Genomic DNA, 24054 nt, shown 5'->3' on the forward strand with positions numbered 1-24054 from the left:
GATGTTTCAAGTTGCAAGAATCTGAGACATTTAGATTGCAGTAACAACAACCTGAACTCGTTGAATGTTCAAGGTCTTTCAAACCTTTATTGGTTCTACTGCGAATACAACGATTTAACCTCATTGGACATCACTGGTCTATCGAGCCTTGCTTGGTTCTCCTGTGCATATAATGCCTTTCCGAGTTCAATTGTTTCGCATCTTAAAACGGTTGCCAGTCAAAAAGGCTATGACATTATTACCGAAAAAGAGTATACGGATGAGGGTCTGATTACTGATGGAAATCCGCGTTGGTGGATCGACCCTCAAAAAGATCGGGGCACACAAGCACCTAGCAACCCAAATACTGGTAATAATTCTAGCGATGCCAATAATTCTAATCCCAGTACATCAAATAACGTTTCGGGCACCTGGAAGCACAACTCTAAGGGTTGGTGGTATGCCTATTCGGATGGCTCCTATGCCAAGGGTCTGACGAAGATCGGTATCGCCACCTACTTCTTCGACTCCAACGGCTGGATGAAGACCGGCTGGCAGCATGCCACGGGCAATAGCGATTGGTATTACTTCGGCACCAGAAACGATGGCGCTATGAAGACCGGTTGGCAGAAGGTCGGTGGCAGATGGTACTACCTCGGTACCGACGGCAAGATGCAGATCGGCAAAGTAACTATTGGCGGTAAGAAGTACTTCCTGGCGTCCTCTGGTGCTATGTGTACTGGCTGGGTCCAGAGCGGCAATGATTGGTACTACTGCAACTCCTCAGGTGCTGTCACTACTGGCTGGCAAAAGGTGAAGGGCAAGTGGTACCTAATGGCATCCGATGGCAAGATGCTCACCGGTAAGCAGACTCTCTCTGGCAAGAGCTACTTCCTCACCTCGTCAGGTGCCATGAAGACTGGCTGGAACAAGGAAAACGGCACCTGGTATCACTATGCATCCTCTGGCGCTATGTCCAAGGGTTGGGTGAAGAGCGGAGGCAAGTGGTACTACATGGATCCTTCCACTGGCGCCATGAAGACCAACTGGCTCGATCTTGGTGGCAAGACCTATTTTCTTTATGCGAGCGATGGCCGCATGCTCACCGGTTGGATCAAGGTCGATGGATCTTGGTATTACTTCAACAAGTCTGGCGTGATGCAAAAGAGCAAATGGATTGGCGATTACTACATCACCTCTAAGGGCACCATGCTCATTTCTGATTGGGCTGAGTATGACGGAATGCTGTACTGGTGTGGAGTAGATGGCAAATGGACAGGAACGATCGGATACCTTGGTGCCTATCCAGGCTTCGTTAACCCGTAAGCAAAGAGAGTTTTCTTATAGAAAGTGAGTGATTGAATATGATCATTGATGGAATCGAAATATCTGACCCTGAGCTTGAGTTGGATCGCAATATCGTAAGAGCTTTGGTTCAAAATCTCGCTGATACTAACGACTCGATCTCTTACGGCGAGCTTGCAACGTTGGCCTCAAGCTATGGTATTGAAGTACACTATCGTCAACTGGATATCCACCTTGAGCATATCCAGCGCTTTTGTAGAGAATGCAAGTTGCCAACATTGGCTACTATGGCGGTCAATGCTGAGTCTCGTATCCCAGGTCCAGGCTATTATGGTCTCTACCGTGAGCTTTATCCCGACACTATTGAGTTCTCGAATGAAGATATCGTCGCATCCTCACAGAAAGCCTGCAAGGATTGCACCGATTGGCAAAAGCTCTACAATTTCCTCGAGATTCCCGAGTCCGCACCATCGAAATAGCAGATCGAATGGTTAGAGGAAGGCTCGAACCATTTGCCTTTAAAAAGCCCGTACCCCCCCGCGGGCTTTTTGCTTTCCCCGGACACTTCGGGACTGGTCCTCAAACTGTCTGGGATAGCAACACCCCCGGCCTCAAACTGTCCGGGGCAGTTTGAGCCAGTCCTTGAAGTGTCTGAGCTACGATAAGTGTTAGAGGCTCAAGACTTTCAGCGCATGGGGGAGAAGAGTCACGTGGTAATCCAACGCTTCGATGGGTTCGCCGTCGAGCTGAGCGGGAACTGCGTGATCGAAGGATATCACCAGTTCTTTGGCTGTCTCGAAATGAATATGACTATTGTTCACGTGTTTGCCGCTCTTAGCTTTGATGAACACGCGTACTGCCTCGAAGCGTGAAAGCGGGGGAGCAGCGTAGCAGATATCGAACTGTCCATCATCAAGCTGCGCCTGTGGAGTGATATTGAATCCTCCTCCGTAGGTGGTACCGTTCTGTACCGCGAACGTATAGAAGCTCAATTTCTGAGGATCCCTGTTATCCAACTGCACCGTGGCATCGATGGCGTTCAGGTGATTCTTAATTTGGTTGAATCCACTCTCAATATAGAGGATGGTTCCCGTACGTTTGGTCTTCTTGCGCCTCTCCATGGTCTCGAGCGCAATGGCTGCATCCACGCCGAAGGAAAGCGTTTCAGCAAAGTAACGATCATTCACTTTACCAATATCGATGGTCTTCACTTTAAGGTTCGCGGCTTCCTTGAATACCTTCATCGGGTCCAGGGGCAACCCAAGGCTACGAGCGAAGTCGTTGCCCTGACCTGCAGGCAGCACGCCCAGACACGGGCGGTCCTCTTCGGGAATCTGCATAAGGCCATTCACTACCTCGTGCACGATACCATCTCCACCCAGCACGAACACCGTGTCGAAGTGTGGGCCCAATTCATGCGCGATGATCACCGCATCGAGCGGGTGTGATGTTTCGATCATCTCGTAGAAGTGTCCACGGTTCATATCGGTGATGTCTTTGAAGAACTGGCAAACATCATGGCGTGTGCGACGTGCTTTGCCGCTTCGTGCGGTGGGGTTGATGATCAAGAGGATATTTCCGAACATGTGTTTTCCTTACGCTTTATATCAAGCTTTCGCTTCGAAGCGACACAGTGTTATCTGTGCGCTAAAATCACTATAGAAGATTTGATGCGCGCGTGGTGAGGAACCAATATCGGTAACTAAACTGACACGCAGCTGCTAGATTCTCATCAGAAACACCAGCGCGCAACCACCGGGCACACAAGGCGAAAAGAGCATTTCATGGCAGAAGAGAAGAAGACCAAACGACGCGGCGCAGACACTATAGCAACCCTGGGTCAGGTCGATCCAGAGCATGCCACGTATTTCACCTATACCAAGGAAGACGGATCTGAGGTTCGTAAGCTGGTGCGCTATCCTGAGGTCACCTTTGAGCGCAACTACCTGCTCCATGAAGACGCCCCTGGCATCTTCCATAGCAGCTACAAGGTGAACGATTTCTACTTCACTGACCGCATTGATGAATTTGTAGCGCTCGACCCTGGCAAGCAGGCGCTCTTCGTGGATGTAGGCTATAGCGACTTGTGCGGCGTTGAATTCCTGGACGAAGCGCTCGATCAGCAGGGCATTGATTGGCATGATGCTGAACTGTTCATCACCCATTCTCACGATGATCACGATGGCAACACACGCTATTGTTTGGACAAAGGCGCGCGCAAGGTCTACATCGGTTTCATTCCAGACTACGAGCCCTCCATGACCACCGACTACATGACCATGACGGGTATCGAGCGATTCCCTCATAACGATAAGCTCTCGTTTTATGTGGATCGCTTGCTGAACCGCGAAGGCCAATTCGACGGCTACGAAGACCGCGTGCAGGTGATGCATGAGGGTGACCGTATCGAGGTGGGGGACTATAGCTTCGAAGTGCTGGAGACCCCGGGGCACACAGTGGACCATCTGTGCCTGCTCGATCGCGAGAAGGGCATCTTGTTCGCTGGCGACCACATCCTGGATACGGCACCAGGCTTGATGTCTTACTACGCCGACATTCATCTACTAAAGCGCTACCTGGACAGCATCGCTCATCTGAAGACCCTTGGTCTGAACCATGTATTCATGTGTCACACCGATTCCTTAGAGGGAGCCGAGAACATCAACGCCTTCCTGGACAAGATCCTGGCAACTTATGAACGCCCCATTCAAAAGATGGAATCCATGCTCGAGACCAAGCCTCTAACGGTCTATGAGCTGGCTAAGAAGTACTATTCCTACCTGCCTGATTGGGAAGGCCAACCTCCCATCCTCTTGTCCCGTCGAGTCTCCATAGCCTTCAGCTACTTAGACTACCTCTACGACACTGGCCGCTGCCGCCGCCGCCGCGCTGAAGATGGCGCCTTTGAGTATTGGGTGGATTAACCCTGCAACAAAGTAGAGATAGCTTAGATACCAGTGAGGTATCAGATTCTCTCGATGCACAAATACTTATTAGTAGAACATCGAGCGACCGCACGAGCCCGAAGGGCGAGTAGGGTAGCGGGAGAATATGAACCTCACAGGTACCTAAGCTATCGATGTTGCGTCGTTGAGACTAGGTTTTCGGGCAATAAAAAAGCTGGTCAAAGACCAGCTGAGAGTTTCTGGTGGATCGCCGGGGACTCGAACCCCGGACCTTGGGATTAAGAGTCCCCTGCTCTACCAACTAAGCTAGCGATCCGTGAAAATATGTTCTGCGTTTGAGCGCTTAGCTATTTTAGGCGATGAACCAAAACGGTGCAAGCGATTTCAAATAGCTTCTGCTCAAAAGCTGCGCTGGGGTGGATGAAGGGACTTGAACCCTCGATCTCCAGAGCCACAATCTGGCGCCTTAGCCAACTAGGCCACACCCACCATTTGCGCAAAAAACATTATATGGGAATTCGTCCAGCTTGCAAGCTTTCCCAGAAAACATGTGAATTGTGCGCAGCAGGCGGCTTCGAGCGGCAATCCATCGGCGCTATCTATTAGTGTAGAATTGAAGTGTGACGATTTTGAAAGGGAAGAAGCGTTGGCAACATTCGAACTGATATTGCTGCTTGCAGTGGCGGTTCTGTTGTCTTCAGTGCTCGATCAGATCGTGCCCAAGGTTTCGCTTCCGCTCATCCAGATTGGCCTGGGCTTTGTTATTGCCGCTCTGGCTTTTTCACCTATCAGCATCAACATCGAACCTGAGCTGTTCCTTATCTTGTTCATCGCGCCGTTGTTGTTCAGTGATGCAAAGGAAGCGAACAAGAAGAACTTATGGGACAACCGTGTGACCATCGTGTCCTTTGCTATTGGTCTGGTGCTTGCTATCACGCTCTGCGTTGGCTTCACGGTCCACTGGCTCATTCCTTCTATTCCGCTGGCTGCAGCATTCGCCTTGGGCGCAGCACTTGGTCCCACGGACGCGGTAGCGGTGCAATCTCTTCGCAAAGAAGCATCGCTGGGCAAGCGCGAAGGCGCCATCCTGCAGGGTGAAGCGCTGATCAACGATGCATCGGGCGTTGTCTCATTCCAGTTCTCCATCGCAGCTGCTATCACAGGTGCGTTCTCGCTGATCGATGCTACAGAATCATTCGCTATCAGCTTCTTCGGTGGTATCGCCTTCGGCATCTTGCTGGCAGCGGTCTTCCTGCTCATCTCTTCGAAGGTGCGCGATCTGGGCCTTGACAGCATCACCTTCCATGTGCTCTTCGAGATATCCATGCCCTTCGTGGTGTTCTTGGTGTCCGAACTCATCCATGTGAGCGGCATCTTGGCGGTGGTCGCGTGCGGCATCGTGTGGTCGCTCTATAACGATCGTAAGATATCGCCTTATCGTTCCAGCTTGAACATCGCGCTCTCAAGCGTATGGAAAGTGATCGGCTTCACGCTCAATGGCATCGTGTTCGTGCTCTTGGGCATGCAGCTTCCTATGGCCACGCAATCCATCTGGAACGATGTCTACATCAATAACATCGCGCTGATCGGTTACGTGCTGCTCATCACGCTGCTCATCGTGGTATTACGCTGGCTGTGGGCAATCCTCATGCTTCGCATCACCAAGAACCCAGAAACGCATAAGCGCGATCGCATCAACAAGCGTACGCTGCATAATGCCCTTGTTACCACCGTCGGTGGTCCAAAAGGCGCCATCACGCTCTCTATCATCTTCTCCATCCCGTTCTTGCTCTCCGATGGTTCTGCTTTCCCGCAGCGCTCGCTCATCATCTTCATCGCTTCAGGCGTTATCTTGTGCACGCTGCTGATAGCGAATTTTGCGTTGCCTATTCTGGCGCCGAAGCATGCTGAAGAAGATGAAGAAGAGATCGCGGAACTGGAGATGACACGCATCGAGATCTTGCGTACTGTTATCGAACGCCTTATTGCTGAATCTACGCCAGAGAACGACTACGCCACCAAGATCGTGGTGTCTTCGTACAACAATCGCATCGCCTCGATCCGCGATTCGGTCGATATTGAACATCCTTCGTCCACCCAGATCAGGATCCAGGTGATCAACCACCAAGCGAATATGCTCATCGAAGCTATCGAACAGCACGAAGTCGATGCCTACGAAGGTTTTGCCACCCTGCGCATGCTGCTGCATCAGAAGAACTTGCTCACGCATCGCAAGGAGCATTTCATATCCATGCGCATGGTGCTGATGACCATCAGTCGTTTCTTCAAGCAGCTTACCAGCAGCGTATTCAGCTTGTTCCGTAAGGAAGACAAAGAAGAGAGTGTTGCTCAGAGGATCATCCGTATCGCGTGCGAGCGTGAAGCCATCAATTATCTGCACACGCTGGTGGATGACCCGCGCTATCCCAGTGAAGTGGTTGCGAAGCTGCTCATCGCGCATGAGCGCACGTTGGCGGTGTTGAAGTCCAATGATGGCCTTGCGGATCGCGCAGTGAAACAGGCCACCACCAACGTGGAATCCATCCAGCGCACGGGCTTGCTCATCGAACTGGAAGTTATCGCTGACTACGCCACTGCGGGCCGTCTTACGCGCCAGCAAGCCAAGGAGATGCGCGACAACGTTGCACTGATGATGCTCGACCTGGACGATCATATCTAGCCAGTCCATAGCACGTTCACATCCGCGTGATACCATCCGAACTATCTTATGGAAAATCCAAAGCTCGAACAGATCAAGCAGCAACTGGCTTCGGTGCCTACGCTTCCTGGTGTTTACCTGTGGAAGGACAAGGACGGCAACGTTATCTATGTAGGCAAAGCCAAGCAGCTGCGTGCGCGCATGCGTCAATATGTGAACTTCCAAGATTCGCGCGAGAAGATCCCGCTGCTGGTCTCCCAGATCGATTCCTTCGAATACATCGTGGTGGAGAACGAGCATGAAAGCTTGGTGCTGGAAAAGAACCTGATCAACCAGTATTCACCGTATTTCAACGCCGACTTCAAAGACGACAAGAGCTACCCATTCATCGCGCTTACCACGGGCGATGTGTTCCCAGCCATCAAATACACGCGCGAGACCCACAAGGCCAACACGCGCTACTTCGGCCCTTATACCGACAGCCGTGCTGCACGCGAACTGGTGGACATCACGCGGCGTATCGTGCCCATCTGCGCTTCTTCGTGTGCCGATTGGCGACGCTTGAAGCGTAGGCTAGAGTCGTGCCCTTATGACGAATTGGAGCTTTCCGATCGCCCTTGCTTCGATGCTCATGTTGGCTTGGGGCCTGGTGCCTGCTGCGGTGATATCAACCCTGAAGACTACCAAGAATTAGTGAAGCGCGTGAGCCGTTTCCTTTCAGGCCAGCACAAGGAATTCCTTGATGAACTTGAGTCCAATATGGAACACGCCATCGCCGAATTGGATTTCGAGCAGGCAGCGCGCATCAAAGGGCGCATCGACACCATCAATTCTTTGGAGTCCAAGCAGCACGTGGTCTCCTCGCTGAACCTGAATTCTGATGTGATAGGTATCTATCGTGAAGAGACCATTGCAGGCATCTCCCTTTTGAACGTACGCGGCGGCAAGGTGATCAACACCAATGAATTCATCTTCAATAAGGGTAAGGACGTGCCCTTCGAAGATCTTTCGCGCATGTTCATCTTGCGCTATTACGACCAGACCGAGTCCATCCCTCACGAGATAATCTTGGATGAGATGCCTGAAGATGCCCAGGTCATGGAAGAATGGCTCACTGAAAAGCTGAACAGCCCTCATGGCGCTAAGGTAAGCTTCGTGGTCCCGCAAAGAGGGGAGCGGGCAGCATTGCTGCAAATGGCGAATACCAACGCGCGCCATGTGCTGATGCGTTATAAAGCGCGCAGCAACTATGATGACGATCGCATCAATGCGGCGCTGTTGCAGCTTGAAAGCGCGCTGGCCCTGGATAAGCCTCCCATGCGCATCGAGTGCTTCGACATCTCTACCATCCATGGCAAGCACTCGGTTGCTTCCATGGTGGTGTTCGTGAACGGAAAGCCAGATAAGAGCCAATATCGCCGTTTCAAGATCCGTATGGAGACCGAAGAGGCGAACGACTTTGCCATGATGAGCGAAGTGTTCGATCGCCGCTACAACCCTGAGAAGATGAAGGATGCTCGTTTCGCCCAGAAGCCCGACCTTATCATCGTAGACGGTGGCAAGCCTCAGCTTACGGCTGCGCTCAAGCAGCTGAAGGAATTGGGCGCGGACGACATTCCCGTTGCAGGTCTTGCGAAGCGCGATGAAGAGCTGTTCGTGCCATGGCAGGAAAGTGGCCCCGTGGTGTTGCCTGGTGGCAGTCCGAGCCTCTATCTGGTTAAGCAGGTTCGTGACGAAGCGCATCGTTTCGCCATCACCTTCCACCGCGAGCTTCGCCGTAAGGCCATGACCACGTCCATCATCGATGAAGTGCCTGGTATCGGTCCTAAGCGCAAGAAGCAGATCCTGAAGCATTTTGGTTCGTTCGGTGCTTTGAAGGCAGCCAGTTTGGAAGAGATCAAAGCTGCTAGAATAGTACCTGACCCTGTTGCAGAAGACCTGTATGCGGTCTTGCGACATTACGAAGCAGATGAAAGCGCCCCCAAAGAGAAGACTAAGACCAAGGCGAAAACCGAGGCAAAGACCGAAGTAGAGACCGAAGCGAGAACCGAAGCGATTTCGCCCGCGAACGCCAGCGTCGAAGAAGGATGACCACTATGGCCGAAGAAACGATCAAGCAGGAAACCCAATCCGTACCCATTCCTGAAGACAATGAACCCAATGTGGTCATCATCACGGGCATGAGCGGTGCGGGTCGTACCGAAGCGGTCCACACCTTCGAGGATCTGGGGTATTTTTGTATCGACAATTTGCCGCCCGAGCTCATTATGAGCATTGTTAGCTTGGCGAACATCCCTGGCCAGAACGAAGGCTCGCGCAAGCTGGCTATTGCTTGCCCGATCCGTACGCAGTACTACTACGATCAACTGGTGAAAGAGTTAGCGAACCTGGATGCTGCAGGCTTGAGCTACCGCATCGTGTTCCTTGACTCCAAAGACGATGCGCTCATCGCGCGTTACAAGGCTTCGCGCCGTCTACATCCCTTGAGCATGGATAACCATCTTTCCATCGCTCAAGCTATTGCGCGCGAACGAGAGCTGAACAAAGACCTGAAGAAGATGGCCGATTTCTATATCGACACTTCAGAGATCTCTACCAAGATCTTGCGCGATAGATTGCGCGAACTGTATTCCAGCGAGACCAAGCGCGAGGGCATGAGCGTGGTGGTCTATTCCTTCGGCTTCAAGCATGGCGCGCCCGTTGATGCAGACATCGTCATTGACGTGCGCTTCTTGCCAAACCCCTTCTATATCCCCGAGATGCGTCCCTTGACCGGCCTCGATGAACCTGTGCACGATTTCGTCATGTACAACTCCGAGACCGAATCGTTCTTGGCGGCGTGGAAGAACTTGCTCGACGTGGTCATGCCTGGCTATGTTGCTGAAGGTAAGCGCCATGTTGCCATTGGTGTGGGCTGTACGGGCGGCCAGCATCGAAGCGTAGTTCTGGCCGAACAGACCGCGAACTATCTGAAGGATGAAGGCTATAACGTTACGGCGTATCATCGCGATATCGCCTTGGCCGATACCGAAAAGGTGGCCACAAAATGAGCGAGGGTGCATTCATCCAGGAAGCTACGCTCACTACAGAGTTCAAGGCCTTGAAGCAGAATGGCCCGGAGTTTCCAAAGGAATATAAGCAGCTCAAAGCAGTGGTCATCGGTGGCGGAACAGGTGCGCCTGTTTCCATTCGTACGCTGCTTTCCATGGGTGTGCAAACTTCTGCCGTGGTTGCCATGGCAGACGACGGCGGTTCAACGGGCATCCTGCGCGCAGAAGCCAAGGTCACGCCTCCTGGTGACATTCGTAAATGTTTGGCAGCCTTTGCAGAAGACCCCGACGACCCCATGACCAAAGCATTCAAGTATCGCTTCGAATTCGCGCGCAACCATACGCTTGGCAACCTGATGCTCTCTGCGCTCGAAGAGGCAACGGGTTCGTTTCCTGAAGCGGTGAAGATCTGCGGCGATCTGCTGAACTGTCGCGGATATGTTTATCCTTCTACGTTGAACAACGTGGAATTGTGCGCTCGTACACTCGATGGACGTACGCTCCATGGTCAAGCTACCGCTTGCAAATCCAAGACCGCGCTTGAAGAGGTGTGGCTCGAATCCGCTGGTCAACCCATGCCTTATGTGGAAGCGATCCGTGCTATCTACGAAGCTGATTTCGTGGTGCTCGGTCCGGGCTCTCTGTTCACGTCCATCATCCCGAACCTGTTGGTTCCTGGTATTCCTGAAGCTATCGAGCGGACCAAAGCGAAGACCATCTTCGTGTGCAGCTTGGCCGACCAGCAGGGCGAGACCTGGGGTCTTTCAGCGTTAGAGCATGTGGATGCCCTGCGCCGCCATGGCATTGGGTCGAACCTTGATTATGTGCTGATCCATAGTGAAAATGAGCTGATCCCGCGTCAGCATATCCAAGACAGTTTCGAGGCTATCGCGGGTGGTGCGGCGCTCCAGTCTGCGCACCAAGAGAGCAAAGAGGGCAAGCCCCTTACTGCGCACATTCGCCCCGTGGAGATAAGTCACGAAGACATCCAACTGATCCAGCGCGATGGCACCATGGTGCTTGTGCGCAACATGGTGGATCCGCAGCGTCCCACCTGGCACGATCCCCGTGCCTTGGCTGGTGCGTTCTCTGATGTGTTCAAGCTCAATACTGAAGGCTAGAACGCAGTCATGTCCTTTACCACCGAGGTGAAAGAAGAGCTCTCTCGCGTTGCTCCAACGTGTTCCCATTGCGAAAACGCCACGCTTGCGGCGCTCATTCGCATCGAGGGCACGCTGCTGATGAAAGGGCAGGGGAAGTATGCGCTCGAGATCGCTACCGATTCCCCTGTGGTGGCACGCTTCATCATCAAAGCGCTCCATGAAAGCTATCAGCTCACCACCGATCTGACCATGCGCCGCAGCGTACTGCATAAGACGCCGAACTGGCTCATAGAAGTTCCTGCTCAGCCTGGCCTCAACGAAGCGCTCATCAAGCTGGGCGTGTTGGGTCGTGAAGGCGAAGGGCTTGAGCGTGGCATCGACCCCGACCTTATTCGTAAACAATGCTGCGCATCGGCTTACTTACGCGGTGTCTTCTTAGGCAGCGGCTTCATCTCCAACCCGCGTGGAGATTTTCATTTCGAACTGAAGGTGGAGACCCAGGCGACCGCTGACGCCATAGTTGCGATGTTGGCAGACCGCGGTATCAAGGCGAAGGTCATCCAGCGTCGTAACAGCTACCTTATCTACTTGAAGAGCGGTGCTGCCATCTCGTCATTCCTGGCCTTGGTGGGTGCGCATCAAAGCGCGTTGAAGATGGAGAACGAACGCGTGGTGAAGAGCGTACGTAACGATGTGAACCGTCGCGTGAATGCAGAGATCGCTAACCAGGCAAAAGCTTCCGCTGCTTCGGTCGACCAGATCATGACCATCCGTTATGTGCTCGATCATCGCGATATATCTGTGTTGCCCCAAGCGCTCCAAGAATACATCAAGCTACGTTTGGCCTATCCCGATGCCACGCTCAAAGAACTAGGTGAAGCAGCTGATCCTCCACTCTCGAAATCGGCCATCAACCATCGCGTTCGCCGGCTTGATCAACTTGCTCAAGAGATCGCACGAAGCGAACATCGCGCCTAATGATTCGCCTAACTTTGGTCAATCTTAAGAATCTGGGTATAAATTCGCTCATATTCACAGCAAGAATGCTTTAAGAAACACGTTTCTGATATGATGGTTTCAGTCAGATCGGCTGTTTTGTCGCGCCCTGCGCGGCAGGCTTTCGGTCCCGATCATTCGATCAATGAAAAGGCGTTTGCCTCTGAACCTGTGAAAGGGGAACTCTATGACAACCAAGGTTGGTATTAACGGATTTGGCCGCATCGGCCGTTTGGTATTCCGTGCGATGGAAAACGATCCTGATCTTGAAGTCGTTGCTATCAACGATCTGGGCGATATTCCTACGATGGCCCACCTTCTGAAATATGACTCCATCCATGGCCGCGTGTTCGAAGAGGTCGTTGCTCGTGAAGAGGGCTTCGAGGTCAATGGCCGTTTGGTCAAGGTGCTCTCTGAGCGTGATCCTAAGGATCTGCCATGGGGTGAACTGGGTGTTGAGGTGGTTGTTGAATCCACTGGTCTGTTCACCGATGCAGACAAGGCGAAGGCTCACCTGGAAGCAGGCGCCAAGAAGGTGATCATCTCTGCTCCGGCGAAGAACGAAGACATCACCATCGTCATGGGCGTGAACGACGACAAGTACAACCCTGCAACTGACAACATCATCTCCAACGCTTCCTGCACCACCAACTGCCTTGCACCTGTTGCGAAGGTCTTGCTGGATAACTTCGGCATCAAGCGTGGCTTCATGAACACCATCCACTCCTACACCAACGATCAGAAGATCCTCGATCTTCCTCATAAGGACCTGCGCCGCGCTCGTGCTGCTGCGCTGTCCATGATCCCCACCACCACGGGTGCTGCTCGTGCAGTCTCTTTGGTGTTACCGGAACTCAAGGGCAAGCTCGATGGTTTTGCAACCCGCGTTCCTACTCCTGACGGCTCCATGGTCGATCTTACGGTCGAGCTCGAGAAGAACGCTTCCATCGAAGAGATCAACGCCGCTATGAAGGCTGCTGCTGAAGGCCCCATGAAGGGTATCCTTGGTTACATCGACGAACCTATCGTTTCGGCTGACATCGTGGGCGATAGCCACTCTTCGCTCTTCGACAGCCTGCTCACTATGGTGCTGGGCGGCGAAGGTAACTTCGTGAAGATCGTTTCTTGGTACGACAACGAATGGGGTTATTCCAACCGTGTGAAGGACCTCGCGAAGATCTTGCTCCCGTAAACGCTTTAGGTAAGCAACCAGGCAAGCAAGAGCTCGGTCGAATACAGGAATGTCATTGGCATGATCCAGATCAACGGGCAGGGGAGACTCTGCCCGTTTTGTTGTGAAAGGAAGTATTGATGTCCAAGGTCAAGAGCATCGATGAACTTGATGCAAAGGGTAAGAAGGTCCTTGTTCGTGTGGACTTGAACACCCCGGTGAAGGATGGGAAGGTAACCGACGACACGCGTATTCGTGCCGCACTTCCCACCATCGAGAAACTGGTGAATGATGGCGCGAAGGTTATCCTGGTAAGCCATCGCGGCCGCCCTTCAGGTGAAGGCTACGAAGAGGAATTCAGCTTGGCTCCTGTGGCTCGTCGCTTACAAGAGCTACTGGGCAAGGATATCGTCTTGAATCGCGAACTTGTGGGCCCTGGAGCCCAGGAAGCGGTCGACGCGATGGAAGATGGCGATGTGGTCTTGCTCGAGAACATCCGCTTCGATAAGCGCGAGAAGAAGAATGATCCGCAGTTCGCAAAAGAGCTGGCAAGCTTGGCGGATGTCTACGTGAACGATGCATTCGGCACGGCTCATCGTGCTCATGCATCCACTGCAGGCGTGGCCGACTATCTGCCAGCCTATGCGGGGTATCTTATGCTCAACGAAGTGAATACGCTCACCTCCATGCTCGATGACCCTAAGCGTCCTTTCGTGGCAATCCTCGGTGGTTCTAAGGTTTCTGACAAGGTGAAGGTGATCGATGCGCTCATCGATAAGTGCGACAAGCTCATCATCGGTGGCGGTATGTGCTTCACCTTCCTGAAAGCACAGGGTTACCAAACAGGAACATCGCTCATGGAAGAAGATTGGGTCGAGCGTTGCGGTGATATGATCAAGAAAGCCGAAGCGAAAGGCGTTGAGCTGCTGCTTCCCTTGGATGTTGTTTGCGCAGATGAATTTGCTAACGATGCGAAGATCCATGTTTGCATGGTGGAAGAGATCCCGGCAGACATGATGGGCCTGGACATCGGGCCTGCAACGGCTATCGTCTATGCAGAAGCCATCCAGGGCGCTGCAAGCGTGTTCTGGAATGGGCCTATGGGCGTGTTCGAGATGCCATCGTTCGAAGGTGGTACGCGTGCTGTGGCTGAAGCAGTGGCGAACAACACCGAAGCTGACACCATCATCGGTGGTGGCGACAGCGTTGCAGCGGTCAATCAGTTCGATCTGGCCGACAAGATGACCTTCATCTCAACAGGTGGCGGCGCTTCGATGGAATTGGTACAAGGAGAGCTTCTGCCTGGCGTAGAAGCGCTCAAATAAGGAGGATAAGATGCGTAAGTATCTCATGGCTGGCAACTGGAAGATGAACAAGACCATCCCAGAAGCCATCGCGCTCTCTCAGCAGCTTTGCAACTATTACAATCGTGAATGGGACAAGGTGGACGTGGTACTGTGCGTGCCCGCCATCGACATCAAATCGGTCCATACCGTGCTCGATTTCGATAAGACCGACATCGAACTGGGCGCTCAGAACGTGCACCAAGAGCCTTCTGGCGCTTACACGGGCGAGATCTCCATCCCTATGATCAAAGATGCGGGTTGCACCTATTGCATCGTTGGTCATTCAGAGCGTCGTGAATACTTCGGCGAAACCGATGAAGATGTGAACTTGAAGGTCAAAGAGCTGGTGTTGAATAAGGTCAATGCCATCGTTTGCGTGGGAGAATCGCTCAATGTGCGCGATTCTGAACGCCACATCGAATTCGTCACTGCGCAGGTTCGTGCTGCGCTTGCTGGCCTTGATGTTGAAGACCTGGACAAGGTCGTTGTTGCCTATGAGCCTATCTGGGCTATCGGTACTGGCCGTACGGCAACCCCAGAACAGGCTGAAGAAGTTTGCGCTGCTATTCGCGCAACCATCGCTGGATCGTTCACGCAAGAAGCGGCTGATTCGGTCCGTGTGCTCTACGGCGGCTCCATGAACCAGGGCAACGTCGACTCGCTGTTAGCAATGCAGGATATCGACGGCGGCTTGGTGGGCGGTGCCTCCCTTGATGCGAATTCGTTCAAGCAGCTCATCGAAGCTGCAGCAAAGGCTTCCTAGGAGCTTCATCTATGACTGAACAAAACCCGGAGCTCACGCTTCCCGCGTGCCTCATCATCATGGACGGCTTTGGTCTTGCTGAACCTGGCAAGGGCAACGCCATCAGCTTGGCGAATACGCCCAATCTTGATGCGCTCTTCGCAAGCTGTCCGCATATCGAACTGGATGCATCAGGCAAGCCTGTTGGTCTTCCTGATGGCCAGATGGGCAATTCCGAAGTGGGCCATCTGAACATCGGCGCAGGTCGTACGGTGTTCCAAGAGCTTTCGCGCATTGACAATGCCTGTGCCGATGGCTCTCTGTTCACTAATGAGGTGCTGGTCGATGCCATGCAAGGTGTGGTCAAGGCAGATTCTACGCTTCATCTGATGGGATTGCTTTCTGATGGTGGTGTTCATTCCAACAACGAACACCTCTATTCGCTGCTCGAGATGGCCAATCAGCAGGGTGTGCGAAAGATCCGCGTGCACTGCTTCATGGATGGCCGCGACGTTCCGCCTCAAAGTGGCATCGAATATATCGAGCAGTTGGAGCAGAAGATAGATGAGATCTTCTCAGGTGACGATCGCGTTGATGTGAAGATCGGCGTGATCAGTGGGCGTTATTATGCGATGGATCGCGACAATCGTTGGGATCGTGTAGAGAAGGCATGGCGCTCCATCTGGTTGGGCGAAAACCCATCTACCAAGACCCCGCGCGAAGCCGTTGAAGCTTCCTATGCTGAAGGCGTGACCGACGAATTCATCGTGCCTGTTAATCTAACTGGTGAAGCGGTACAGTCGGGTGATGCTTTCATCTTCTTCAACTTCCGTCCTGACCGCGCACGCGAGATAACCCGTGCTATCTGTGATGAAGCATTCGACCATTTCGATCGTCCTCGTTGGGGGAAGCTCACGTTCGTGTGCTTGACCGAATATGACCCCACCATTCCTGCGCCGATCGCTTTCCCGAAGGAGAATCCCAGCCATGTGCTGGCTGATATCCTTTCTGAACACGGGCTTCGCCAGTATCACATCGCCGAGACCGAGAAGTATGCGCACGTCACATTCTTCTTCAATGGCGGTGTGGAGGATCCCAAGCCGCTCGAAACGCGCAAGCTCATCGCTTCACCCAAGGTTGCAACGTATGACCTGCAACCTGAGATGAGCGAACCTGAGGTGACTGATGCGCTCGTGGCTGCGATCGACAACGATGAAGCAGATGTCTACATCGTCAATTTCGCGAACTGCGACATGGTGGGCCATACGGGTGTGATCGATGCTGCTGTCAAAGCGGTCGAAGCGGTCGATGATGGCGTGGGCAAAGTGGTCGAGGCTATCAGGCGCAAAGGCGGCGTAGCGCTCATCACGGCAGATCACGGCAATGCAGATTGCATGATCGCAGAAGATGGCACACCTTTCACGGCGCATACCACCGCGCCAGTTCCGTTCATTCTGGTAGATGCAGCAGAAAAGGGCTATTCGCTCAAAGATACGCGTGGTATTCTGGCGAACATCTCACCCACGCTGTTGGAAATGATCGGGATCGCAGTGCCTGAAGAGATGACCGCTGGCTCTTTACTTGTGAAGTAGCTGCTTGAATTATGGTTCGCACTTTGCCATAATTGTCTATTTGTATGGCTTAAACGTATGAGATAAGGGATAACTTTGTCACCATTAGCAATCATCTTTTCTATTCTGCTCGTGCTCTCGGGCATCGGGCTGATCATCTTCATCTTGCTCCATTCGGGCAAGGGAACTGGTGTTTCTGACATGATCGCATCGAGCGTTTATGGCACCAATCAGGGAACGAGCATCGTTGAGAAGAACTTGGATCGTATCACCATCGTTCTGGTCGCGGTCTTCATCGTTTCGCTCATCGTACTGATGATCGTGTTCCCGCACGGTACCATCAATCCTGGTCAATAGATCATTTATTGACTTCAGCTTTAGTGGCTTCATTTTCGGTCTTATCTGCGGTTCGACCCTTCCGCAAGAAAATGATCCATGATCGCTTGCAGAAACGCTAACTTTTGATAAGATAGACAACGCTGAAAACACGTCGGAGTGGTGGAACGGCAGACACGCTAGCTTGAGGTGCTAGTGCCCATTTGAACGGGTGTGCGGGTTCAAATCCCGCCTCCGACACCAGCTAAAAGTTTAAGGCTCCCAGTTGGGAGCCTTTTTCGTATGTGGATGCCACAGAAGGGAAGATGCTAGGCATGGCAGCCTTGAGTTCACAAGCTGAAAACGCCCGTACGCAAGCCATCAAGCGTGTGCTCTTAGGTGTGTTGCTGCTGAACTTAGCAGTGGCGCTGGCGAAGTTCATCTATGGCACCATCTCACATTCTGCAGCGATGCAGGCAGACGGCATCCATTCTATCTTCGATTCAGCGGGTAACGTAGTGGGTCTCATTGGCATCAGCTTAGCCATGCGTCCGGCTGACCGTGACCACCCGTATGGTCATTTCAAGCTTGAGACCTTTGCGTCGCTCATCATCGGGCTCATGCTCATCTTCGCTGCCTATCAAGTTGGCTCGAGTGCGGTCGTGTCGCTGGTGCAGGGGAGTTACCACACTGAAGTTACCCCTATATCGTTCATCGTCATGGTAGGGACGCTCATCGTGAACGTAGGGGTTACCACCTACGAGCGCCGTATGGGTAATCGGCTGAAGAGCGATATCCTGAAGGCTGACGCGGCTCATACGCTCTCTGATGCGCTTGTTTCCATCGGTGTTATCGTGGGGCTCATTCTGGTCGCTTGCGGTATCGAGATGGCAGACGACATCATGGCCTTGGTGGTGATGGTGGCCATCTTGCTCACAGCCTTCGATATCTTCAAGAATTCTTTTGCTACGCTTGCGGATGGGGCTCGTATTCCTGAAGAAGAAGTGCGCGAACTGGTCGAGAGCATCGATGGTGTGCGCGAAGCCCACGAAGTGCGCACGCGCGGCCTTGAGAACGAGATCTATCTTGACCTGCATGTGCTGGTCGATCCGAACATGACCGTACAGGCCTCACATCAATTGGTCGACCATATTGAAAGCGTCATCAGCGATGCTTATCCCGAAGTCCAAGACATCTTGATTCACGTAGAGCCCGACGATGAAGCGCATCGTGAATTCCCTCACCACGATAAAGTTAAAGAAGCAATTAGATAGTTAGCTGATCGCTGTTGATAGTGCGCTTCTCTTAGTTGTTGGCGCCTTCGGGGGCTTGATATTCGATATAGGTGCTTACGGTGGGGTTTGCCTCAATGTAGGCGCGTAGCTTCTGGATATAGAGCTTCGCCAGTGGACTGAGCTCGCTGTTTGCCTGATGGATATAGCCTACGGTCATTTTCTCGTCCGATTCGAGTGGAATCGCCACGATGCCGGCGTTCATTTCATCGGATAACACACCAGTGGAAATGGTGTAGCCATCGAAATTCGTGAGCAAGTTTGAAAGCGTGCCGCGATCAGAATAGGTGATTTGCTTTTTGTGGGGTAGGTGGCTCAGCGGTTCTTCTGAGAAGAAGAATGAATTGTTCGAGCCCTGCTCGAAGGAATAGCGGGTGAATTCTTCAAGCTGGTCGGGGGAGATGCGCTGCTCATTCGCGAGCGGGTGGTGTTCACCTACAAACACGTGAGGTTCTGCTGCGAAGAGCGGCACGAATTCCAACCCTGCGTCAGTGATCGCCTTTGAGATAACACGATTGTTGAAGGTGCTTAGATACAGAATGCCCAGTTCGCTACGATAACTCTTCACATCTTCGATGATCTCTGATGTGCGCGTTTCGCGCAGCGTGAATTCATATTCATCCTTGTCGTATTCTTCGACCAGGTCAACGAAGGCCTTCACGCCAAATGCATAATGTTGAGAGGAAATAGAGAGCTTGCCGATCGAGCCGCCTGCGTAGTTGCTGTAGTGTGACTCGAGCAGGCTTACCTGCTCCAAGATCTGGCGCGCATAGCCTACGAACTCCATACCTTCATTGGTGAGCGTGATACCGCGATTGCTGCGGTTGAAGATCTCTATCCCCAGTTCCTGTTCAACATCCTTAATGGCTGTAGAGAGCGCAGGCTGGGACACGTAGAGGTTCTGGCTTGCAGCATTGATGGAGCCGCATTCCACCACTTCGGTGATATAGCGCAATTGTTGTAGCGTCAGATTCGACTGCATATAGCCTCTCCGTTCACGAACTGAGGTCATTGTACCTTATAAAGTAGAAAGGCCTGACAGGTGTCAGGCCTTTCGAGTGTATTTGGCAGGGGATTCCTAGAAGACGGCCAGTACTGCACCCTGATAATTATCGTTGATGTAGTCACGGACCGCATCGCTATTGAGCACCTCGGCAAGCGCCTTGATCTTCGCGCTATCCTGGTTGCCATCCTTCACGACCAGCAGGTTCGCATAGGTCTGAGCAGCAAGGGAGTCGCTTGTTTCCTTTGCCAGGATCTTATCGAGCAGGTTGCCTTCAAGAGCATAGTTCGCATTGATGCCAGCAACGTCAACGTCATCGATCACGGTAGGAACAACAGCAGCTTCCAGTTCCTTGAACTTCAGATTCTTGGGGTTATCCACGATGTCGTTCGGGGTGGCGGTGATGCCAGCGTCTTCAGAGAGCGTGATCAGACCTTCGTCCTGAAGCAGCAGCAGAGCACGAGCTTCGTTGGTTGCATCGTTAGGAACAGCGATGGTGGCACCATCAGGAAGCTCAGAAAGATCGGTGTACTTGGTGGAGTAGAGTCCGAAGGGCTCATAGTGGACGCCTACCACGTCGACCAGATGGGTGCCCTGTTCCTCATTGAAGTTATCTAGGTAAGGCTTGTGCTGGAAGTAGTTCGCATCGACTTCTTCAGCTTCGGTCACTGTGTTGGGCTGAACGTAGTCGGTGAATTCCTTCACTTCCAGGGTGTAGCCCTGTTCTTCAAGTGCTGGAGCAACAACTTCGGTCAGGATCTCGGCATGTGGAGTGGGGACCGCAGCCACGGTGATGGTCTTGTCTTCTTCAGAGGAGTTTCCGCCCGAGCAGCCTGTCAGAGCAACGAGCGAGAGTGCGATCGCGGCCACGGCTGTGACCAAGAGCTTGGGGAACTGTTTTGCCTTTGTCATTTCATTTCCTTTCTTCAAAAGCTTCGCCTGGGATGAGCGGCGAAGCTCACAAGGCGTTTTCAACGTTGCCTAGTCTAGTGAAGCGTCCAAGAGCGCACAATGCTTTTTGCTATCAGCGCTTCTTGTAACTGGTTATAGTGATCGTTGAGCTGGTATTTTATTCAAAACTAACCGAAATACCGTCTTCCGTTCACCTTGAAAACCGCCCTTAACCGCACCGCGCTTTTGGTCTATGATAGATACACTTTCATTACTAACTGATACCTCTTAAGAAAGGTTGTCTTATGGTCGATGTGAACGAATTGCGCAATGCCCCTATCGCGGTTCTTGGCGGTGGTGCAGTGGGGAAGACTTGCGGTGCGGATTGCGCACTAGCAGGACAAGAGGTGCGCATTTGCGACCTCGATCCATTCTTCGAGAGCACTTTGGGAACCGTTGAGCGCACGGGCATCATCATCGGTCAGAAGCTTCCTGGCACGCAGACCAAATTCGGGTTCGAGCGTTATGGCCGCGGTCGTTTTGCTATGGTCACCAATTCCATCGCAGAAGCCGTGAAGGGCGCTAAGCTCATCATCGTGGGCATTCCTTCGGTCGCTCACGAAGTATTCTTCAAGGCGCTCATTCCGTGCTTGGAAGATGGCCAGATCATTCACATCATCCCTGATAATTACGGCACCCTGAAGCTGCGCAAGATGATGCGCGAAATGGGTTGCACCAAAAAGGTCGTCATCGGTGGCTGGTCCAGCGCTCCCTATGGCACGCGCGTCGATGCTGAAGGTGGCGTGATGAATGCGCATGTCAGCTTGGTCTATCGCGCTATTACGTTGCGTGGTGCCGCACTTCCTATGACCGACCAGGAAGACTTCCTGGAAAGCTCCAAGGCGCTCGGTTGCTTTGATGCCATCACTGAAGGTGAAGGCGTGGTCGGTGGCAACACCGTGCTCGACATTGGTTTTTCGAACGTGAATCCGGTCATCCACGTTCCCGGCACTGTACTGGGCGTCTCCACCATGGAGAACTTCAACACCGTGCTTCACATGAACAAGCATGACTACAGTATCTATAGCCATAGTTTCTGCCCATCCATCTCTGAAGTGCAGTACCGGTTCTATAACGAAGAGATCGCGCTGGCTGAAGCTATCGGTGTGGGCATTCAGCCTTTTGACAAGGAAGTGTTCTATCAGCGCACCAGCGTGCTCGGCCAGGAATACATGGGCGAGGGCTGCACCGTTCCTTTCGATGAGGAATGGGAAGTGGGCTACGGCACTGGTCCGTTCACTATTCAGAATCGCTATGTTACTGAAGATGTGCCAGTAGGCTGTCATGTCTATCATGAACTGGGCAAGAAGTTCGGTGTGCCTACGCCTATCATCGATTCGATGATCGTGCTTGGTGGCGTAATGAACAAGACCAACTACTTCGAGTCGGGCTTGAAGCTCGAAGACTTGGGCATCGGACATATGGACAAGGACCAGTTGCTGGCTTACTTGAACGACGGTACCTACACTGAATAGACCTCCGAAAACGATCAAGGATCATCTTATGACCTGGCAAAAAGCTCTCACCACATCAGCGCACCTCGATGAAACGTTCGCGGTGCCAGCTCACTATACTTCTGGTCATGCTATCGGTGTGATCGCGATCGATCTGAAGTATCCGAAGCTGCCAGGCAACGTAGTGAACGCTACTACTTATGATTTTCCGGTGCTCTATAAGAAGGTGGAATTCGAGATCGAATTGCTCTTCCAGGGCGCAGCTGAACTAGAAGATATCGTCATAGCTGCTGCGAAGGAGCTGGAAGCCGAAGGAGTGCGTGCGATCGTTGGTGCATGCGGGTACTTCGTCCATTTTCAGGATAAGGTCGCAGCTGCTGTTGATGTGCCTGTGTACATCTCCAGCCTATGCCAGCTTCCCATCATCAAGCTTGGTTTGAAGCCTAACCAGAAGATCGCAGTATTCGCTGCAAGCGCTGACGACATCAACGACTCGGTGCTTGCGCAGGTAGGTGCCTCGATGGACGACATCGTGTTGCAGGATGTGGGCTCTATGGAGAGCTTCGCGCCGATCCGCTGGGGCAAGAACGAACTCGATAATGGCAAGCTTACCGCCGATCTGGCCGCCCTTGCCAAGCAGGTTGCAACCGATCATCCTGAAGTCGGTGCTCTCTTGCTTGAATGCAGTGATCTGCCGCCTTATGCCTATGCGATGCAAGCAGCAACAGGGCTTCCCGTCTACGATTTCATCACCATGATCAACTGGGCGCATTCAGCCCTGGTTCAAACGCCATATTATGGATATTTTTAAGCGGGGACTTGACGCGTAAAACAGTTCTAGTATACTAATCAACCGCTGATGCGATACGTATTCAGCGTCTCTGTTTAAGTGGGCGATTAGCTCAGCGGGAGAGCATCACCTCGACACGGTGGGGGCCACTGGTTCGATCCCAGTATCGCCCACCATTTAAACAGATAACATATGCGGACGTGGCTCAGTTGGTAGAGCATCACCTTGCCAAGGTGAGGGTCGCGGGTTCGAACCCCGTCGTCCGCTCCAGATCTTCAATGACCGGCTAATCCCGGTCATTTATTTTTATCCAGCTTGCATTGGATTAGCTCTTCGGTATAATTGGTTCTTGCGCGCGGACGTGGCTCAGTTGGTAGAGCATCACCTTGCCAAGGTGAGGGTCGCGGGTTCGAACCCCGTCGTCCGCTCCAGTGCATGACCGGGCCGTCCAACGTTTCAGCTGACGGCTTTTTTATGGCGACGTGGCCAAGTGGTAAGGCAGAGGCCTGCAAAGCCTTTACCCCCGGTTCGAATCCGGGCGTCGCCTCCAAGTTTACGAAAGACCGCACTGCGGTCTTTTTTTGAAGGATGGCGTTTTTCGTGATAGATCTTTCCATCTTCGCAACAGCAGAAGCCTGGATCAGTCTTCTCACGCTGCTGTTCTTAGAGATCGTACTCGGTGTGGACAATCTGGTCTTCATCGCCATCACCACCGACCGTCTAGCTCCCGAAAAACAGCACATCGGCCGCAAGCTTGGTTTGCTCGGTGCGCTCGTGATGCGCATCATCTTCCTATGTTTCGCATCGTTCTTGGTCCATATGACCCAGCCCTTGTTCACCATCCCATTCATCGAGATCCATGGGGAACCCATGGGCTTTTCCGTACGTGACCTGGTATTGCTCGTTGGTGGTATCTATCTTATCTATAAGGGTATCGTTGAACTTCGCAGCGTCTTGAACCTTACCGAAGAGAAGGAAGAGCACGAATCGCGTGAAAAGCGCGGTAGCATCGGCTTAGGACAGGCTATCGTCACCATCATGGTCATGGACCTGGTCTTCTCCATCGATTCCGTCATCACTGCCGTGGGGCTGGCACAACACCTCATCATCATGATCTTGGCGGTGATCATCGCCGTGGTGCTGATGATGATCTTCGTGGACGCTATTTCGAATTTCATCAACACCCATACCGAGATCAAGATCTTGGCATTGGTGTTCATCGTTACGATCGGCGTGTTGCTCACCCTTGATGGACTGGGTATCCATTCTGGTGTTGAGCTGCTCGACATGCACGTAGAGAAGCTGATGGTCTACTTCGCCATGGTGTTCTCGGTCATCATCCAGCTCATTCAGATGCGCTACAAGAAGAACTACCAAGCCTGGGTAGAAGAGAAGAATCGCGAGCTAGACAAGTCCTAGCC

20 protein-coding genes and 7 tRNA genes are annotated in these 24054 nt (G+C 52.6%); 22 read left to right on the plus strand and 5 right to left on the minus strand.

Translation table 11 applies throughout. The features are described from left to right. The first annotated feature begins 123 nt into the window (after positions 1 to 123). Together NFR25_RS03495 and NFR25_RS03500 are read left to right on the plus strand one after the other, a co-directional pair. Complete coding sequence (locus NFR25_RS03495) at positions 124 to 1305, plus strand: hypothetical protein (protein WP_251197866.1); 1182 nt, start codon at positions 124 to 126, stop codon at positions 1303 to 1305. A gap of 38 nt (positions 1306 to 1343) precedes the next feature. Further along, positions 1344 to 1763: a hypothetical protein gene (locus NFR25_RS03500; protein WP_251197867.1), complete on the plus strand. Its 420-nt coding sequence runs from the start codon at positions 1344 to 1346 to the stop codon at positions 1761 to 1763. A gap of 189 nt (positions 1764 to 1952) precedes the next feature. On the opposite strand, the gene NFR25_RS03505 is transcribed toward NFR25_RS03500, so the two are convergent. Then, positions 1953 to 2870 (minus strand): diacylglycerol/lipid kinase family protein, encoded by a 918-nt coding sequence (locus NFR25_RS03505; RefSeq protein WP_251197868.1) that lies wholly within the window; start codon positions 2868 to 2870, stop codon positions 1953 to 1955. A 198-nt stretch (positions 2871 to 3068) separates the two neighbouring features. Here NFR25_RS03505 and NFR25_RS03510 point away from each other — a divergent pair, with 198 nt between their 5' ends. After that, on the plus strand, positions 3069 to 4208 hold the full coding sequence (locus NFR25_RS03510; RefSeq protein ID WP_251197869.1) for an MBL fold metallo-hydrolase: 1140 nt from the start codon (positions 3069 to 3071) through the stop codon (positions 4206 to 4208). A 222-nt stretch (positions 4209 to 4430) separates the two neighbouring features. Here NFR25_RS03510 and NFR25_RS03515 read toward each other — a convergent pair. Then, positions 4431 to 4506, minus strand: a tRNA-Lys gene (locus NFR25_RS03515). Between the two features lie 96 nt (positions 4507 to 4602). Continuing rightward, positions 4603 to 4679, minus strand: a tRNA-His gene (locus NFR25_RS03520). Positions 4680 to 4836: 157 nt separating this feature from the next. On the opposite strand from NFR25_RS03520, the gene NFR25_RS03525 reads away from it, so the two are divergent. The 12 genes from NFR25_RS03525 to NFR25_RS03580 all read left to right on the plus strand — a co-directional run bounded on the left by NFR25_RS03525 (position 4837) and on the right by NFR25_RS03580 (position 18417). Next, positions 4837 to 6870 carry a Na+/H+ antiporter gene (locus NFR25_RS03525; RefSeq protein ID WP_251197870.1) on the plus strand — a complete coding sequence of 678 codons (2034 nt, stop codon included), beginning with the start codon at positions 4837 to 4839 and terminating at the stop codon, positions 6868 to 6870. Positions 6871 to 6918: 48 nt separating this feature from the next. Further along, positions 6919 to 8940 carry an excinuclease ABC subunit UvrC gene (gene uvrC, locus NFR25_RS03530; protein WP_251197871.1) on the plus strand — a complete coding sequence of 674 codons (2022 nt, stop codon included), beginning with the start codon at positions 6919 to 6921 and terminating at the stop codon, positions 8938 to 8940. A gap of 5 nt (positions 8941 to 8945) precedes the next feature. Beyond that, entirely contained in the window at positions 8946 to 9899 is a 954-nt protein-coding gene (rapZ, locus tag NFR25_RS03535) for an RNase adapter RapZ (RefSeq protein WP_251197872.1), read from the plus strand. Next, on the plus strand, positions 9896 to 11020 hold the full coding sequence (locus NFR25_RS03540; protein WP_251197873.1) for a gluconeogenesis factor YvcK family protein: 1125 nt from the start codon (positions 9896 to 9898) through the stop codon (positions 11018 to 11020). The genes rapZ and NFR25_RS03540 overlap by 4 nt, the downstream gene beginning before the upstream one ends. Positions 11021 to 11029: 9 nt before the next feature. Continuing rightward, a complete protein-coding gene (gene whiA / locus NFR25_RS03545; protein WP_251197874.1) occupies positions 11030 to 11980 on the plus strand; it encodes a DNA-binding protein WhiA in 951 nt (316 codons plus the stop codon). Between the two features lie 205 nt (positions 11981 to 12185). Then, entirely contained in the window at positions 12186 to 13190 is a 1005-nt protein-coding gene (gene gap / locus NFR25_RS03550) for a type I glyceraldehyde-3-phosphate dehydrogenase (RefSeq protein ID WP_251197875.1), read from the plus strand. A 119-nt stretch (positions 13191 to 13309) separates the two neighbouring features. After that, positions 13310 to 14494, plus strand: a complete 1185-nt coding sequence (locus tag NFR25_RS03555; RefSeq protein WP_251197876.1) for a phosphoglycerate kinase — start codon at positions 13310 to 13312, stop codon at positions 14492 to 14494. Between the two features lie 10 nt (positions 14495 to 14504). Beyond that, positions 14505 to 15278 (plus strand): triose-phosphate isomerase, encoded by a 774-nt coding sequence (gene tpiA / locus NFR25_RS03560; RefSeq protein ID WP_251197877.1) that lies wholly within the window; start codon positions 14505 to 14507, stop codon positions 15276 to 15278. 11 nt (positions 15279 to 15289) lie between these two features. Beyond that, positions 15290 to 16849, plus strand: coding sequence for a 2,3-bisphosphoglycerate-independent phosphoglycerate mutase (gene gpmI, locus NFR25_RS03565; RefSeq protein WP_251197878.1), 1560 nt, complete (start codon positions 15290 to 15292; stop codon positions 16847 to 16849). Positions 16850 to 16924: 75 nt separating this feature from the next. Next, the gene (gene secG, locus NFR25_RS03570; RefSeq protein WP_251197879.1) at positions 16925 to 17185 is read left to right on the plus strand and encodes a preprotein translocase subunit SecG; all 261 of its coding nucleotides are present in this window, start codon (positions 16925 to 16927) and stop codon (positions 17183 to 17185) included. Positions 17186 to 17317: 132 nt separating this feature from the next. Then, positions 17318 to 17407: transfer RNA gene (locus NFR25_RS03575), tRNA-Leu, on the plus strand. Positions 17408 to 17478: 71 nt separating this feature from the next. Continuing rightward, positions 17479 to 18417 carry a cation diffusion facilitator family transporter gene (locus tag NFR25_RS03580; RefSeq protein WP_251197880.1) on the plus strand — a complete coding sequence of 313 codons (939 nt, stop codon included), beginning with the start codon at positions 17479 to 17481 and terminating at the stop codon, positions 18415 to 18417. Between the two features lie 31 nt (positions 18418 to 18448). Here NFR25_RS03580 and NFR25_RS03585 read toward each other — a convergent pair whose 3' ends face one another. Both NFR25_RS03585 and NFR25_RS03590 read right to left on the minus strand, forming a co-directional pair. Continuing rightward, positions 18449 to 19417, minus strand: coding sequence for a LysR family transcriptional regulator (locus NFR25_RS03585; RefSeq protein ID WP_338024379.1), 969 nt, complete (start codon positions 19415 to 19417; stop codon positions 18449 to 18451). A gap of 96 nt (positions 19418 to 19513) precedes the next feature. Continuing rightward, positions 19514 to 20350, minus strand: a complete 837-nt coding sequence (locus tag NFR25_RS03590; protein WP_251197881.1) for a MetQ/NlpA family ABC transporter substrate-binding protein — start codon at positions 20348 to 20350, stop codon at positions 19514 to 19516. Between the two features lie 284 nt (positions 20351 to 20634). Between NFR25_RS03590 and NFR25_RS03595 the strand changes: the two genes are divergently transcribed. The 7 genes from NFR25_RS03595 (at position 20635) to NFR25_RS03625 (ending at position 24052) form a co-directional block, all read left to right on the plus strand. Then, on the plus strand, positions 20635 to 21864 hold the full coding sequence (locus NFR25_RS03595) for an NAD/NADP-dependent octopine/nopaline dehydrogenase family protein (protein WP_251197882.1): 1230 nt from the start codon (positions 20635 to 20637) through the stop codon (positions 21862 to 21864). 28 nt (positions 21865 to 21892) lie between these two features. Next, entirely contained in the window at positions 21893 to 22654 is a 762-nt protein-coding gene (locus NFR25_RS03600) for an aspartate/glutamate racemase family protein (RefSeq protein WP_251197883.1), read from the plus strand. A gap of 80 nt (positions 22655 to 22734) precedes the next feature. Next, positions 22735 to 22809 (plus strand) — tRNA-Val (locus tag NFR25_RS03605). Positions 22810 to 22827: 18 nt separating this feature from the next. Continuing rightward, positions 22828 to 22903, plus strand: a tRNA-Gly gene (locus NFR25_RS03610). A gap of 85 nt (positions 22904 to 22988) precedes the next feature. Further along, a tRNA-Gly gene (locus NFR25_RS03615) sits at positions 22989 to 23064 on the plus strand. Positions 23065 to 23109: 45 nt separating this feature from the next. Further along, positions 23110 to 23183, plus strand: a tRNA-Cys gene (locus NFR25_RS03620). 50 nt (positions 23184 to 23233) lie between these two features. Further along, positions 23234 to 24052, plus strand: coding sequence for a TerC family protein (locus NFR25_RS03625; protein WP_251197884.1), 819 nt, complete (start codon positions 23234 to 23236; stop codon positions 24050 to 24052). Positions 24053 to 24054 lie beyond the last annotated feature (2 nt).

Origin of the sequence: Anaerotardibacter muris (genome assembly GCF_943192915.1) — a bacterium.
Classification (GTDB): domain Bacteria; phylum Actinomycetota; class Coriobacteriia; order Coriobacteriales; family Eggerthellaceae; genus Anaerotardibacter; species Anaerotardibacter muris.

Bases quoted from the DNA above. Each gene is read 5' to 3' on its own strand.
- NFR25_RS03500 (WP_251197867.1), top strand. From the start codon at position 1,344: ATGATCATTGATGGAATCGAAATATCTGACCCTGAGCTTGAGTTGGAT.
- NFR25_RS03505 (WP_251197868.1), bottom strand. From the start codon at position 2,870: ATGTTCGGAAATATCCTCTTGATCATCAACCCCACCGCACGAAGCGGC.
- NFR25_RS03510 (WP_251197869.1), top strand. From the start codon at position 3,069: ATGGCAGAAGAGAAGAAGACCAAACGACGCGGCGCAGACACTATAGCA.
- uvrC (WP_251197871.1), top strand. From the start codon at position 6,919: ATGGAAAATCCAAAGCTCGAACAGATCAAGCAGCAACTGGCTTCGGTG.
- rapZ (WP_251197872.1), top strand. From the start codon at position 8,946: ATGGCCGAAGAAACGATCAAGCAGGAAACCCAATCCGTACCCATTCCT.
- NFR25_RS03540 (WP_251197873.1), top strand. From the start codon at position 9,896: ATGAGCGAGGGTGCATTCATCCAGGAAGCTACGCTCACTACAGAGTTC.
- whiA (WP_251197874.1), top strand. From the start codon at position 11,030: ATGTCCTTTACCACCGAGGTGAAAGAAGAGCTCTCTCGCGTTGCTCCA.
- gap (WP_251197875.1), top strand. From the start codon at position 12,186: ATGACAACCAAGGTTGGTATTAACGGATTTGGCCGCATCGGCCGTTTG.
- NFR25_RS03555 (WP_251197876.1), top strand. From the start codon at position 13,310: ATGTCCAAGGTCAAGAGCATCGATGAACTTGATGCAAAGGGTAAGAAG.
- tpiA (WP_251197877.1), top strand. From the start codon at position 14,505: ATGCGTAAGTATCTCATGGCTGGCAACTGGAAGATGAACAAGACCATC.
- gpmI (WP_251197878.1), top strand. From the start codon at position 15,290: ATGACTGAACAAAACCCGGAGCTCACGCTTCCCGCGTGCCTCATCATC.
- NFR25_RS03580 (WP_251197880.1), top strand. From the start codon at position 17,479: ATGGCAGCCTTGAGTTCACAAGCTGAAAACGCCCGTACGCAAGCCATC.
- NFR25_RS03585 (WP_338024379.1), bottom strand. From the start codon at position 19,417: ATGCAGTCGAATCTGACGCTACAACAATTGCGCTATATCACCGAAGTG.
- NFR25_RS03590 (WP_251197881.1), bottom strand. From the start codon at position 20,350: ATGACAAAGGCAAAACAGTTCCCCAAGCTCTTGGTCACAGCCGTGGCC.
- NFR25_RS03595 (WP_251197882.1), top strand. From the start codon at position 20,635: ATGGTCGATGTGAACGAATTGCGCAATGCCCCTATCGCGGTTCTTGGC.
- NFR25_RS03600 (WP_251197883.1), top strand. From the start codon at position 21,893: ATGACCTGGCAAAAAGCTCTCACCACATCAGCGCACCTCGATGAAACG.